Origin of the sequence: Psychrobacillus psychrotolerans (assembly GCF_900115805.1) — a bacterium.
GTDB classification, from domain to species: domain Bacteria; phylum Bacillota; class Bacilli; order Bacillales_A; family Planococcaceae; genus Psychrobacillus; species Psychrobacillus psychrotolerans.
Map to the genome: position 1 here is coordinate 76,436 of NZ_FOXU01000003.1, position 14,774 is coordinate 91,209.

Annotated in this window: 13 protein-coding genes and 1 other annotated feature; of the genes, 7 read left to right on the forward strand and 6 right to left on the reverse strand. The window is 37.0% G+C overall.

All coding sequences use genetic code 11. The annotated features are described in order from the left end of the window. Positions 1–136 precede the first annotated feature (136 nt). Complete coding sequence (gene ccpA / locus BM260_RS08140) at positions 137–1,135, forward strand: catabolite control protein A (protein WP_093537077.1); 999 nt, start codon at positions 137–139, stop codon at positions 1,133–1,135. Between the two features lie 24 nt (positions 1,136–1,159). Here ccpA and BM260_RS08145 read toward each other — a convergent pair whose 3' ends face one another. The 3 genes from BM260_RS08145 to BM260_RS08155 are packed head-to-tail and all read right to left on the reverse strand — an operon-like array spanning position 1,160 to position 3,645. Then, positions 1,160–2,332 carry an acetoin utilization protein AcuC gene (locus BM260_RS08145; protein ID WP_093536849.1) on the reverse strand — a complete coding sequence of 391 codons (1,173 nt, stop codon included), beginning with the start codon at positions 2,330–2,332 and terminating at the stop codon, positions 1,160–1,162. Then, positions 2,329–2,976: an acetoin utilization AcuB family protein gene (locus BM260_RS08150; protein WP_093536850.1), complete on the reverse strand. Its 648-nt coding sequence runs from the start codon at positions 2,974–2,976 to the stop codon at positions 2,329–2,331. Before BM260_RS08150 ends, BM260_RS08145 begins: the two co-directional genes overlap by 4 nt. A 36-nt stretch (positions 2,977–3,012) precedes the next feature. Then, positions 3,013–3,645 carry a GNAT family N-acetyltransferase gene (locus tag BM260_RS08155; RefSeq protein WP_093536851.1) on the reverse strand — a complete coding sequence of 211 codons (633 nt, stop codon included), beginning with the start codon at positions 3,643–3,645 and terminating at the stop codon, positions 3,013–3,015. A gap of 172 nt (positions 3,646–3,817) precedes the next feature. Between BM260_RS08155 and acsA the strand changes: the two genes are divergently transcribed. The 4 genes from acsA (at position 3,818) to BM260_RS08175 (ending at position 8,344) form a co-directional block, all read left to right on the forward strand. Continuing rightward, positions 3,818–5,536: an acetate--CoA ligase gene (acsA, locus tag BM260_RS08160; RefSeq protein ID WP_093536852.1), complete on the forward strand. Its 1,719-nt coding sequence runs from the start codon at positions 3,818–3,820 to the stop codon at positions 5,534–5,536. A gap of 111 nt (positions 5,537–5,647) precedes the next feature. Further along, on the forward strand, positions 5,648–6,067 hold the full coding sequence (locus tag BM260_RS08165) for a DUF4181 domain-containing protein (RefSeq protein WP_093536853.1): 420 nt from the start codon (positions 5,648–5,650) through the stop codon (positions 6,065–6,067). Between the two features lie 70 nt (positions 6,068–6,137). Then, entirely contained in the window at positions 6,138–7,016 is an 879-nt protein-coding gene (locus BM260_RS08170; protein ID WP_093536854.1) for a phosphotransferase family protein, read from the forward strand. Positions 7,017–7,162: 146 nt separating this feature from the next. After that, positions 7,163–8,344, forward strand: a complete 1,182-nt coding sequence (locus BM260_RS08175; protein WP_093536855.1) for an amidohydrolase — start codon at positions 7,163–7,165, stop codon at positions 8,342–8,344. A gap of 78 nt (positions 8,345–8,422) precedes the next feature. On the opposite strand, the gene BM260_RS08180 is transcribed toward BM260_RS08175, so the two are convergent. Then, positions 8,423–8,800: an SET domain-containing protein gene (locus BM260_RS08180; protein WP_093536856.1), complete on the reverse strand. Its 378-nt coding sequence runs from the start codon at positions 8,798–8,800 to the stop codon at positions 8,423–8,425. Positions 8,801–9,284: 484 nt separating this feature from the next. Further along, a complete protein-coding gene (locus BM260_RS08185) occupies positions 9,285–12,206 on the reverse strand; it encodes a transglycosylase domain-containing protein (protein ID WP_093536857.1) in 2,922 nt (973 codons plus the stop codon). Positions 12,207–12,305: 99 nt separating this feature from the next. After that, positions 12,306–12,501 (forward strand) — a binding site (T-box leader). A 48-nt stretch (positions 12,502–12,549) separates the two neighbouring features. Between BM260_RS08185 and tyrS the strand changes: the two genes are divergently transcribed. Then, complete coding sequence (gene tyrS / locus BM260_RS08190) at positions 12,550–13,812, forward strand: tyrosine--tRNA ligase (protein ID WP_093536858.1); 1,263 nt, start codon at positions 12,550–12,552, stop codon at positions 13,810–13,812. 60 nt (positions 13,813–13,872) lie between these two features. Here the strand turns inward: tyrS and BM260_RS18405 are convergent, their stop codons facing one another. Further along, on the reverse strand, positions 13,873–14,037 hold the full coding sequence (locus tag BM260_RS18405) for a hypothetical protein (RefSeq protein ID WP_175496234.1): 165 nt from the start codon (positions 14,035–14,037) through the stop codon (positions 13,873–13,875). A gap of 199 nt (positions 14,038–14,236) precedes the next feature. Here BM260_RS18405 and BM260_RS08195 point away from each other — a divergent pair, with 199 nt between their 5' ends. Continuing rightward, positions 14,237–14,485: a DUF3006 family protein gene (locus tag BM260_RS08195; protein WP_175496237.1), complete on the forward strand. Its 249-nt coding sequence runs from the start codon at positions 14,237–14,239 to the stop codon at positions 14,483–14,485. The last annotated feature ends 289 nt before the right edge of the window (positions 14,486–14,774 follow it).

The following is a 14,774-nucleotide window of genomic DNA, read 5'->3' on the forward strand; positions in this document are numbered from 1 at the left end:
TAGTGAAAAAATTCACAAAACCGACTCTAATTTTAGAGTCGGTTTTACTATTTGATTGAAAGTTAGGAAGGTTATCAAGTATTATTAATATATATATAAATTTTTGTATGTAAAAAAGGTGAAGGAGGGATATATGTTGACTATTACAATTTACGATGTTGCCAGAGAGGCAAATGTATCAATGGCAACTGTTTCACGCGTTGTTAATGGAAATCAGAATGTGAAGCCAGCTACCCGTCAAAAAGTATTGGCAGTAATTGAACGACTGGATTATCGACCAAATGCTGTTGCACGAGGATTAGCGAGTAAAAAAACAAAAACGGTCGGCGTTATCATTCCCGATATTTCAAATGTATTTTATGCAGAGCTAGTACGTGGTATTGAGGATATTGCAACGATGTACCGTTATAACATCATCTTAACAAACTCCGATCAGCAAGAAGATAAAGAAGTTCAATTACTATCTACACTACTTAGTAAGCAAGTAGATGGGGTAGTTATGATGAGTGATGAAATTTCCTCTGAAATGTTGCATGAAATGAACAGAGCAACCGTTCCTATTGTTTTAGCAGGAACAGTGGAAACATCAAACTCGTTTCCATCTGTAAATATTGAATACCATGATGCAGCAGTGGACGCAGTGAATCGTCTGATTAAAAATGGACATAAACGCATTGCTTTTGTATCTGGATCTATTGATAGCACCATTACTAAACTATACAAGGTATCAGGTTATGAAAGAGCATTAAATGAGGCTAGTATCGAAATTGACACAGATCTTATAGTAGGTGTTAATAATACATACGACGATGGTCTTGTTGCATGGGATCAGTTACGAGAGTTAAAGGATCCGCCAACAGCATTTTTTGCTGGTAACGATGAAATTGCTATTGGTTTAATCCATGGTGCACAAGATAACGGATTACGCGTACCCGAGGATATAGAAGTAATGAGTTTTGAAAACTCGAAACTAACAAGAATGGTTAGACCTCAACTAACGAGTGTCGTATTACCATTGTATGATATTGGGGCAGTCTCAATGCGATTGCTGACGAAGCATATGAACAAAGAAAATATTGAAGAGAATAACGTAATTCTTCCGTATTGGATTGAGGAACGAAAATCAGTTAAATAAAAAAAACACCAGTAAACTAAACAGTTACTGGTGTTTTTTAAATGCTTGCTGATTTCGCAACTGGTAAAGTGCTTTTTCGAGCATATGTTTATTTTTTTCGGTAATTTCTTCTTTACGTGGAATAGGTTCGTATAGCGGATTTGGATCTTGCCAAGTAGGGATGAGTGGGACTGGTGCTTCTTTCGACCATCGATCCAACCAACTTTTGGGTAATTCGCCTTCTGGCAATGGAATATCATTCATCTCCATCCATACGTAGGACCATGCACGAGGTACTACTCTCCAAATATCGTAGCCACCACCACCAACTGCAATCCATTTGCCATCACAAAATTCATGTGCGAGCGCATGCGCCAACTTAGGAATCTCTCGATAGATATTCATTGTTCCATATAAATGTGTAAGTGGATCAAAATAATGAGCATCTGCACCATTTTGGCTTAGAATGACATCCGGTTTGAATGCTTCTACAATTTCCCGAAAACTTGTCCGGTAAATATCTAAAAAGGACTCGTCCTCTGTAAATGCATCAATAGGGAAATTAAAAGACGTTCCGTACCCTTCTCCTGTCCCTCGCTCGGTAATATTCCCTGTGCCGGGGAATAGATATCTTCCTGTTTCATGAATTGAAATCGTGCATACATTTGGATCATCATAAAAGCTCCATTGGACACCATCTCCGTGGTGAGCATCTGTATCTATGTAAAGAACACGAGCATTATACTTTTCTTGCATATATTTAATAGCAACAGAACTATCATTATAAATACAAAAACCAGATGCACGACCTTTAAAACCGTGATGAAGACCTCCACCTAAGTTTACCGCATGAGTAGATTTACCTTCCATTACATAGTCCACAGCAGTCAACGTTCCACCTACAAGGCTTGCGCTTGCTTCATGCATATCTGGGAAGATAGGGGTATCTTCCGTACCGATGCCGTAACTCTCATATTTAGTGCTATCGGCATCTATCTTGCTAGCTTCTTTTACCATTTCAATATAGTTTGCATCATGGACGAGAAGTAATTCCTCGTCCGTTGCTATTCTAGGAGAAACAATTTCTGATAAGGATAAAGCATTTACTTCTTTTAATAGATCCACCGTCAATGTTAGGCGTTTTTGGTTAAATGGATGAGTATCCGAAAACTTATAGCCTAATTGGTTTTCGGAAAAGACGAATACAGCATTTTTCATAGTCCCAGTCCTGGATGATTCGGCCATAGTACCTCATAGCCTTCAGCACGAATAGATTTGATAAGTTCTAGTGGATTGATCGTTTTTACGCGAAGCACTAAGATTTTATAGTCGCTGTGATCCTTATCGGGATAAACTAATACACTTAATACATTGACTTTTTGGTCGTGGAAAACTTTTGAAACGTCGAACAGAACACCAGGCTTATTTGGAACTCGAATTTCAATTTGGGAACCTGGTTGATGTACACCTGTAAGTTCAATAAATTTGTAAAGTAAGTCGGACTCGGTGATCATTCCTACCAGTTTTCCGTGCGATACGATTGGTAAACAACCAATTCGATTGTCATAAAATATACTTGCAGTTTCCTCTACGAAATCTAGAGGATGGCCTGTGATTGGATTTTTAGTCATAATTTCTTCTAATGTACGATTATATATTTCAGGGTCTGATACATTTTGTAAGGTGGACGGAGTTGCATCTTTTAAATCTCGATCGGTCACAACTCCTAATACTTGACGCTTATCATTAATAATTGGTAAATGACGTATTTTCTTCTCTTTCAGTAGTTTTAATGCATCATTTATCGTGTGATCCGGAGTTAGACTCGGTACGGAAGTATTCATGATTTGTTCAACTAGCATTGGCATGAACTCCTTTTGTCAGATAGTATTCAAAGATTAATACATAAATCTATTCATAAATCGTAATTGGTCAAATTGTTGGATAGATTCATTGTCCACCCTGTTACCAATCTTCGCCATTAGACAATTAGCTGGATGGGAACTGATCTCAGGATCATCCGTTGCAAAATATTCAAGTCCACCTGCTTGCATCATTTTCTCCATTACTTTTCTATACTCCCAAACATTTAAACCAGTGCCTTTCAAATCCCAGTGCCAATAATACTCTGTCGTAATCGTAATATAATCTTCCATCGCATCATCCATCATTGAGACACGAAGGAGTGTTTTCCCAACTCCGGTGCCACGGAATTTTGGAATTACCTCGATTGCTCCTAATTCTATCAAATTTTCCATATTACCTTGTGACCACCTTTCTAAGGGGTCTGGATGTAAATATGTGCAATAACCTACAATTGTTTCTTGATCACGCACAATAATTATTCTTCCTTCAGGTAACTTGGCAATTTCAATAATTGCTTGATGCTGTTGTTTAGGTGCACGAAAAGCTACCAAATCCTCATGGAACTGAAGCCTGGCAATTTCCTCGGAAGGAACAGGACCCTCTATAATGACAGTGCCATGTACCGTCTCTTTCTGCATGGAGTTATACGTTTTGGTATGTATCAAGGATTCACCACCCATTAATAGTATTGTAATTGTATTTATTATACATGATTTTAAACAGAGAAAGCGATTACCATAATTATTTGATAAAAGATTCTAAAAAGTAGAAAGATTAGCAAAAAGGATAAAAAGTGTTGTAGAATGAAATAGTATAGTTATAGAAAGGGTGATTAGGATGAAGATGGAAACATTACAAGTAGTTCAAGGGGACTTTCAGTTAAAAAATTATGAGGAAACTGCAAAAAACTTTAAATGGGAAGATGCAGAAAAAGAGTTCTCATGGTATAAAACTGGCAAAGTGAATATGGCGTATGAAGCAATTGATCGTCATGCAGAATCCGATAAAAAGGATAAAGTCGCACTTCATTATCAAGATGTAGATCGTAAGGAATCTTATACATTTGGCGATATGAAAAAATGGACGGATAAAGCTGCAAATGTATACGTAACCCATTCGAATTTGTCAAAAGGGGATCGTCTGTTTATATTCATGCCGAGATCACCAGAATTGTATTTTGCACTTCTTGGTGCTACAAAAATGGGGTTAATTGTTGGTCCACTTTTTGAAGCGTTTATGGAAGGCGCTGTTTATGATCGTTTACAAGATAGTGAAGCAAAAGCAATTGTTACAACACCGGAATTATTAGATAGAATTCCAATGGATAAATTACCTAAATTAGAGACGGTATTTATAGTTGGTGAAAATATAGAGGAATCCGATAAGTTCATCGATTTCAAAAAAGCATTACATAATGCATCAGAAGACTTTGAAATTAGATGGGTCGATAGAGAAGATGGCCTGATTTTACACTATACATCTGGCTCCACAGGAAAACCAAAAGGGATTTTACATGCCCATAATGCGATGGTACAGCAATTCCAATCGATGAAATGGGTGATGGATATAAGAGATGACGATATCTATTGGTGTACCGCAGATCCAGGTTGGGTGACGGGAACGGCATATGGCATCTTTGGTCCGTGGCTCACGGGAACTACCTCCCTTATTCTTGGTGGCAGATTTTCACCAGATGCTTGGTATAAAGCGATAGATGATTATGGAGTAACGGTATGGTACAGTGCACCTACAGCGTTTCGCATGCTGATGGGAGCAGGGGATGCCATCGTTAAAAAACATGATTTATCTTCATTACGTCATGTGTTGTCAGTTGGCGAACCGTTAAATCCGGAGGTTATCAAATGGGGTATGCAAGTTTTCAATAAACGAATCCATGATACTTGGTGGATGACAGAGACGGGTGCCCTGATGATCTGTAATTATGGTTGCATGCCTATTAAACCAGGTTCAATGGGGAAACCACTTCCTGGGACTGAAGCAGCTATTATAGATAATCAGGGGAATATTGTCCCGCCTTATACAATGGGGAATCTGGCTCTTAAAAAGGGTTGGCCAGCCATGATGCGTCAGGTGTGGAACAATAAAGAAAAGTATGAGTCATACTTCATTAACGATGAGTGGTATTTCTCTGGGGACTCGGCTTATATGGATGATGATGGATACTTTTGGTTCCAAGGTCGAGTAGATGATGTTATTATGACTTCTGGCGAACGCGTTGGGCCATTCGAAGTAGAAAGTAAATTATTAGAGCACCCAGCTATTTTAGAAGCTGGTGTTATTGGAAAACCCGATCCTGTCCGTGGCGAAATTATTAAAGCGTTTGTTGCGTTAAACGAAGGGTACGAACCATCGGAAGAACTAATAACAGATATTCAACAATTTGTGAAAAAAGGACTTGCTGCACATGCAGCACCTAGAGAGATCGAATTCAAAGATAAGCTACCAAAAACAAGAAGTGGTAAAATTATGCGCCGTGTATTAAAAGCTTGGGAGTTAAAACTGCCAACCGGCGATTTGTCTACTATGGAAGACTAGTAATCTAAGTCAATCTATTACTAGAATATATAAATACAAAATGGCACTGCACATAGCGGTGCTTTTTGTATTTATATTAGCTAACAAAAGGATGCTGAGGAGGTGAAAATTATGTATGCAACTGATTGGCTTGCCTTACTTTTCCTACTAGCGATTGTTATGTTACTATTCCTATTGTTTAATGCTGTTATGAGAAAATGGCTACAAGTCGAGAAGAAGAAACTGTTTTCATATAATCATATTAATGAGAAACACAAAAAAATGGATTGGACTATAAGGGTCGTTTTTCTAGTGGTACTGTTGCTAGGGAATTTCATAAATATTACGAGGGAGCCAATGGAGTGGTTTTGGTTTTTCGAAACATGGTTTTTATTGATTGTTTTTATAGTTGTATCTGAAACAGTTAGAGCTGTGATGGAGTGGAAGTATGCAGTAAACAAAAAAGATTATATATTTACAATCAGTCAATTAATATTTGGAGTTCTATTAATACTAACAGTGATTCAGACTAATTTTTGGGGATTGATTTAAACACAATGTCCTAGGGGATTTGTTGGAATAGTACATGGTGTAAAGTTTAAACAGAGATGGGTGAAATTAAATGGAACAATTAGGTCAAATTATTAAAAAGCTAAAAATAAATGTTCTTTCCATAGAAGATGTGCCTAATTCATTTAGCTCGACTGTATATAGAGTGGAACAGATTAATAAAGAAATAGTATATTTGAAAATCCCCTATTCCAATTTGAAACTAATACGTGAATATGAAGCGATAGAAATCTTAAGTGAAGCGCTACCTGTTCCTAAATTATTGGAATATTGGGAAGGGGACGATAATATTCCAGGTGCTATGTTGCTGTCAGAGCTGAAAGGGCAGCCAATCACAGGAAATGTAAGTGAAGTATTAGCCTATGATATTGGGGTCCATCATGCAAAAATGCATAATGTGACTCCACAAGAAGGTAATTCATTTAAAGGGATTTCAAATGTGTATGAACAATGGTCGACTTTTATGAAATCGCATTTTTATGGATTTGCGGAAGATGTAAAAGAGGTGATACAAGAGGACTTGTTAAAAAAATCTATAGAGCTTTTTGAAGAGCAACGTAAATGTCTGCCTCATTCAGATGGACCAAGCTTTATACATATGGATTTCCGTCCAGCAAATATTATTATTCAAGACAACAAAGTTTCTGGAATTATAGATTTTGAAAGTGCTCGCTTTGGTTCGACGGAAATGGATTTCACCAAAATCAATCGTGATATTTTTACTAAAAACTCCGGAACATTAGAAGCGTACAAAAAGGGGTATCAATCTATTCGTCCATTAATAGATTTAGAGGTTATCTTGCCGTTTTATCGTTTTACAGATGCATTTAATTCACTTGGATGGTGTAAACGCCGTGGAATCGAAAAGCATCAACAGTTTTTTGATGAAAATTTAGTAATTTTAAAATCGATATTACAGAGTGAACGATAAATGATGAGAATTTTTTTCATAGGGCTGTGAATGAATCAGTAAAATTACTAATAAGTCCATAAAGGTGTATGCTTATTTCTAAGTTGAATTTATTCAATTCCAATCAACGTAGGAACAGTAATTTCTCACAAAGGAGCTTATGGTATATGAGAGAAAAACTTATGGAAATGCTAGATGCACGTAAAGATGAAATGATTCAGATTCGTCGCTATTTACATGAACATCCTGAATTATCATTCAAAGAAGAAAAGACCTCTCGATATATTGCAGAATTTTACAAAGGAAAAGGCGTGGAAATACAAACAAACATAGGAAATGGTTATGGAATTATTGTAACAATAGTGGGGGCAAAACGAGGAAAGACAATAGGGTTACGCGCAGATTTTGATGCGCTTCCGATTGTGGAAGAAACACCTGTACCTTTCAAATCGAAAAATGAGGGGGTCATGCACGCATGTGGGCATGATGGTCATACAGCGTATTTGTTAGTTCTGGCAGATTGTTTAATACAACTGAAGTCAGAGCTAGCTGGAACGATAAAAATAATTCATCAGCATGCGGAAGAAGTACCACCAGGTGGTGCGAAAAGTATTGTAGAATCTGGTCTGTTGGATGATTTAGATGAAGTATATGGGATTCACTTACTTCCAATTGCTACTGTTGGAATGGTTGGGTACAATAAGGGCTATGCTTTCAATGGTAGGGCATACATGAAATTGAAAATACAAGGGCGAGGAGGGCATGGTTCATCGCCTCACTTAGCAAATGATGCAATTGTGGCAGGGGCACATTTTGTAACTGCTGTTCAAACTATTATAAGCCGAAGATTAAGTCCATTTGATATTGGTGTGATCACCATTGGTTCGTTTGATGGGGCTGGTACCTTTAATGTTATTAAAGATAGCGTAGTACTAGAGGGTGATATTCGATACATGACAGATGCAACGAAAGAAACGATAGAACGGGAAGTAAAACGTCTTGTCAGAGGACTTCAGGAGGAGTTTGATGTAAGTTGTGAACTTACATATACCCCCGACTATCCACCTTTATACAATAATCCTGAACTTACAGAGAAAGTAGCGGTAACATTATTAAATGCGAATGTGAAGGAAATTACAGAAGTAATGGAGGTCCCACCAATGGCTCCTTCTGAAGATTTTGCGTATTATGCGGAAAGGTTTCCTGCTTGTTTCTTTTATATCGGGTGTACTCCAAAGGGCGTTGAAGAACCATATTTCAACCATAACCCTAAATTTGACATCGACGAAGATGCACTGTTAGTGGCAGCAAAAGCTGTCGGACAAATTGTTTGTAGCATGCAAGAATAAAACAAAAAGAGTCATTCAAAATATACTTTTGAATGACTCTTTTATGATATAAACGAATGTGTAAGTTACAAGTTTTTTCTATTCCTTATTGAACCAAAGTTCATCTTTGTTATCTATTTCACCATTATAATTAATCAAAATTTCATCTCCAGCTTTAATATCGACGTAAGCAAAGAAATCAAATGTGTGATTATCAAAATTAATCTCATAGTCTGCATTAGGTTCATATGAATGATTAAATAACATACCATATCCAAGCAGGATGGCAGTGTGATTTATCCCGTACTCAAAAGCGTAATCAGCTAGTAAGGTTTTTTCAATATGTTCATGCTGGTCGTTAGGGTATGAAATGACAGGTGCTTCATGAAAAAGCTGTCCTTTTTTGATATCACATGTAGCAAATACCCCTCTATTAAACTCTCCATCACTTAGTGGAGATACTTTTACCTCAATCATGTTTGTTCTCCTTCTCACTATTAAATATTCTATCTAACTGTAACATTAATTTGTACATTATGCTCTGTTTTATGTGTATTTCGAAATTATATGAGCGAAAGATGGTCAATTTAACAAACAAAAAAGAGCCCAATTATGAAATTTGGGCTCTCAGACTGTAGGCAAACTCAGTTTTAGGTGTATAGAGTTGAATATTAAACTCGGCAAGGCCCACCACTTCGCTTTCCGTGGGCTTGGCTTCAGCCTCCTCGTCACTACGTTCCTGCGGGGTCTTCAGCTCAAGCTATTCCCACAGGAGTCTTCGTGGTGGACCTTGCCTAATAAATAGTTCCAATAGAGTATTCAATATCTTACTTTTACTAGAATGATTAAACATCCTTAGGAAAATTATTACTATTCATAACCATTTATAAAAATACGTTTGTCGTCAAACTGAGAGCCCAATTATGAAATTTGGGCTCCTTCGGTACTTTATTTGTTCTAATTATTCCCCGTCAGCGGGTGGTTCTTCCTCTACAGGAGGAGTTACAGGTTCTACAACAGGTGGGGGAGTAACGGGTTCTACAACAATAGGAGGCGTTGTAGGCTCTTCATTCTCTTCCGGTGCTGTTGGAGGCACTATTGGTTCTGTAGGTACTACAGCTTCTATGGATACTATATTAGATGCGGCAGATTCTAATCCTGTGATATCGACAGCAACAGCGATAAATTGGCCAGCTCTATTAATAGGTAGACTGTTTCCGGCAGCTTCTTTAGTGGATGAGAGTAGAGTTCTTTGTCCGTTTATAACTTCATAAACTCGATACCCTACAACATCTCCAGAAGTCGACTTAGACCAAGTAATCGTCCCATTAGACATTGCAGCAGACACTGCGGCTGGTGCACTCCCGTCAGCATTAAATACTTCCTCAGACACTACATTTCCTCCAAAGGCAGATTTGGCAGGGAATAACTTAGAAGCATTGCCTCCAAATTTACCAAGCATCCGATTGATAAAATCTTGGTTTACTCCATACCCACCACTTACTACAAATTCCCCAGGAGTGGAATCGAGTGCGCGATATCTGTTTCCGTTTATTTGTACATAGGAAGAAGAGATTAAACTATCATCCTTTGCAGTTGGTAATAAAACAGCTGCATTAAATAAATCTGACTTCACTAAACCAGCTTGTGAACATGCATCTGACACTGCTAATCCTGAAATTCCACAGAAGGATCTAGTAACGACACCTTCAGGAGCAGTAAAGTTATTTGGTGCATCTACTAATTCAGAATTTACATCATACATTGCGTTCATCATATTAGACCAGAGCATATTGATACGCACGCTTGGATGATTGTAACGATTATTCATATAATATAAGGTTTGGGTATCATCACCATAACCCAACCAAACTCCTAAAGAAATATTAGGGTTATAGCCAACTAGCCATGAATCATTATGATTCTGTGTTGTACCTGTTTTTGCGCCAAAATCTGATTGGAATTTCAACCTAGCTTTTGCTAGTTTTGCAGTCCCTTCAGACATAACATCTCTTAACATATCGGTAATAATATAAGAAGTAGCAGCACTGAATACTGGCACAGGTTCCACTTCGTGTTGATAAATAACATTACCGTCAACATCTTCAATTTTTTCGATCATATAAGCATCAATAAACTGCCCGTTATTTGCAAATGTTCCAAAGGCATTTGTATTTTCCTCGAGTGTTGCACCATTTGTCATTCCACCAATAGAGAGTGCATGATTAGCATACTCTGCTTCATCTATATGCTCAAATCCCATTTTTGTTAGGAATTGAGTTGGCTTGCGATCCATGATTAAATCGTATAATCGTATCGTTGACAAGTTTTGTGAGGTTGTCAAAGCATCTCGAGCAGAGATAATACCTAGCTCTTGTTCTGTTGTATAGTTTGATGGTGATTTTGACCACGTAGTACTACCTAATTTTTCTAGCTTCAAATCGACTACGGGACTACCAGCTCCAATTACACCATATTCAATCGCAGGAGCATAGACGAGTAGTGGTTTGATGGTAGAACCGATTGGCCGAATACCTTGTGTAGCACTATTTTGGGCTTCAATTTTATGATCTCGTCCACCTAGAAAGGAAAGTATTTTACCCGTACCATTTTCAATCATCATCCCACCAACTTGAACAGGGAAGTCTTTTACCACTATCTCTCCTGAATCTTCATCCTTTACTTCCTTCTGGAAGGTATGTCCGTAAAATTCAAATTCATCTCTTACTTTTAACATAGCTTCATACATGTCTTTATTAATAGTGGTATGAATACGGTAACCATCTGTACTAATGGAACGTTGTGCTAAAATATCATACTTTTGATAAAGCTTTTTTTCATTATCTAATCGAGCAGGATCAATTGAATCGGCTTCTGCAAACTGATCTCTTAAAATTTCTTTCACTCTATTTTCCACTTCAGCTGTTAACCAAGGATACTTGTCTTCAGGAAGTGTTTCTGGCTCTCTAAAATCTTTCGTAATATCGTAGCTAACAGCATTCTTATATTCCTCATCCGTAATATAACCAGTTTCATTCATTCGGAATAAAACAATTTTCATCCGTTCAATCCCAAGTTGGAGAGCTTCTCCTTCTTTTATCTCTCCACCTTGTCTAAAAGGAGTATAAGCAAATGGAGCTTGGGGAATACCAGCTATGTAGGCTGCTTGTGATAAATTCAGATCTTTTGCTTTTACATTGAATATTCCATTCGCCGCTGTTTCAATTCCAGCGATGTTTCGTCCATTTGAATTTCGGCCGTAGGGGATTATATTCAAATATGCTTCTAATATTTCTTCTTTGTTCATGAAGTGTTCTAAGCGCATAGCTAATAGTATTTCTTTTGCTTTACGTTCATAAGAAACCTCATTGGTTAAAATTTGGTTTTTGATTAATTGTTGAGTTAATGTAGAACCACCAGTTTGTGTATCAGAGTTGGATACATCTTGAAGCAATCCGCGGAAAATTGCTTTAGGAACAATTCCCTTATGTACTTCAAAGTATTCATCCTCCGTCGCTAAAACTGCATCTATTACATAAGGAGAAACCTCTGATAGATTTGTTTCCGTTCTTTCTAAATCAGTGCGTAGTTTACCTAAATACACGTCTCCGGCAAAGTAAACTTCCGATGTCTCTTCATAGTTAAAGACAGCACTGCGCATTTCATCTTTACCACGAAGTGGTTCTTCTTTTACCAATGAAGCAAAATATCCTGCGCCTACAGATAAACCGAATACTCCGAGTGTCAGAATACCCACCATAAGAAGTAAACTTAAATTCCAGATGACACTAGAAGAAACTCTTAATCCCTTAGCCCATTTAGTAGACTCCCACATATCAATTTTTTCTTTGTATCTCTGTATATTTTCTTGCCATTTCTTCATTCAGTTCTCGCCCCCTAAATCTTGAATTATTATACCATAAGCCTAATTGTTAGACGATAGTTATTGACATACAATGTAGATTAGGTAAAATAGATATATATTTTAACGAAGAAAAGTCCGAAGTAGTAATTATACATACTGTGAAGAGAGCTAGCGGTTGGTGAGAGCTAGTCAGTGTATTATGCGAATTACAGGCTTGGAGTTAAACGTACTCACAACGATACGGTGATTGAAGCGGAGGGAATAATTCCTTCAAGCTGGGTGGTACCGCGCTAATTGATTAAGCGTCCCTGCATGATTTTTTATCATGTGGGGACTTTTTTATTTTAAGGAGGCAATATTAATGACGAATTTATTGGATGATTTAGCTTGGAGAGGTCTTCTATACCAACAAACCGATGCTCAGGGCATGGAACAGCTTCTTAGTAAGGAAAAAGTATCATTATACTGTGGAGTAGATCCTACAGCAGATAGCATGCATATAGGACATATTGTGCCGCTTCTTACTTTAAGACGTTTCCAAATGCATGGACATAGACCAATTCTTTTAGTTGGTGGTGCAACTGGAATGATAGGGGATCCCTCTGGTCGTTCAGAAGAACGCCAATTACAAACGACAGAGCAGATTGATTTGAATGTTCAAGGTATTAAAAAACAAATGGAGCAAATTTTTGATTTCAATACCGATAATGGTGCACAAATGGTGAATAACAGAGATTGGATCGGCTCTATGGATGTTATTGAATTCCTGAGAGATTTTGGAAAACTAATTAACATTAACTATATGCTGGGAAAAGACTCTATCTCTTCACGTTTAGACACAGGACTTTCTTTTACTGAGTTTGCCTATACGCTAATTCAGGGAATTGATTTTAATCATCTATACGATCATTTTGGGTGCCGAGTTCAAGTAGGGGGTTCTGACCAATGGGGAAATATTACTACTGGTTTAGAGGTAATTCGTAAAACACATGATGACAATACAAAGGCTTTCGGTATTACTATACCATTAGTAACGAAAGCTGATGGGACCAAATTTGGTAAGTCTGCATCAGGTTCTGTTTGGTTGGATGCGAAGAAAACATCCCCATACGAGTTTTATCAGTTCTGGATTAATACAGCAGATTCAGATGTTATTAAATACTTGAAAATCTTCACCTTCTTGGAACGTGAAGAAATTGAAGCTTTAGAAGTTACCGTTGAAAACGAAGCCCATTTAAGAAAAGCACAAGCAACTTTAGCAGAGGAAATGACTCGTCTGATCCACGGACAAGAAGCATTGGATCAAGCAATTCGAATTTCACAAGCATTATTTAGTGGCAATTTGAAAGCCTTAACTGCATCAGAAATGAAAGATGCATTTAAAGATGTACCTTCTGTCGAGATGACAAAAGATGAAAAATCTATTGTTGACTTCATAGTTGAGGCTACGGTGTCACCATCTAAGCGCCAGGGACGAGAAGATGTAACAAATGGTGCTATTTCTATTAATGGAGAAAAAGTTACGGATGTTGCATATGTAGTAAGTGGGGCAGACCGGTTAGAAGATGAGTTTATGATTATTCGTCGTGGTAAAAAGAACTATAAAATGATTAAGTTTGTATAAGATAAAAGCTACTTCCCAATACTATAAGGGAAGTAGCTTTTTATAGAGCTAGATGATTAGTTAAAAACCACCACGTTCATCTACGTGATGATTATTTTGTCCATCTTTAACTTGTAACTGTTTCTTTTCGTGCTCGTTTAACTTTTGGTATTCCAAATAACTTTCGCCTGTAACATTGTCTTTTTCCTTCTTATTAGATGTATTAACCGATTTACCTGTTTTCATAGAAAATCCTCCTGTTTCTTAAAAGTTCTTCGTTAGTATTGACCAGTTTTGTGTAATTAGTCACAAATTTAACAAGAAGATTCAAAAAGAAAGCATTACTAGTTAAAAAAGTACATGAAATAGTATAAAATGATAAATAGGATAAAGGTTTGGAAATATAAACACATTTTTTTATTATTAGATTGAGGGGACGTTATTAGTGAGTGCAAAGAGATACCTGTTACATCATTTCGATGACTTTTTTGTTGTTCTATTCGAAAAGGATAACAAAGCAAATAAATTAGTTATCTTAAAAGACAAATTTACAGTGAATGCAAAAGAGGGAGATTTATTAGAGGTAGAGATAAATCAAGATAAATCAGGTTATAATTTTAAAATGCTAGAAGAAGAAACAGATAATACGAAAAAAAGATTATTAGACTTAATTGAGAGTATGAAAAAGAAATAACTCCCGATTTTAAAACTAATCTCATTCAGTCTATACACCTTTCTGTTGGAAAGAGGAGAAAATTCCTCTTCATCCTAGAGGTGTTTTTTTATATACAGATACTATATCACTAAAGAAAAAAGCCTATGGAACCTTGTTTTATCAAGGTTCCATAGGCTTTTAATATCACTCCCTCATATTAACGAGAGCATTGTACTCCCGGTATATATTTTTAGCTAAATAGGTAATGACAATAGAGGAATGTCAATAATGTTCTCATTTCCGAGCAAAAAATCTCGTTTGATCTCAC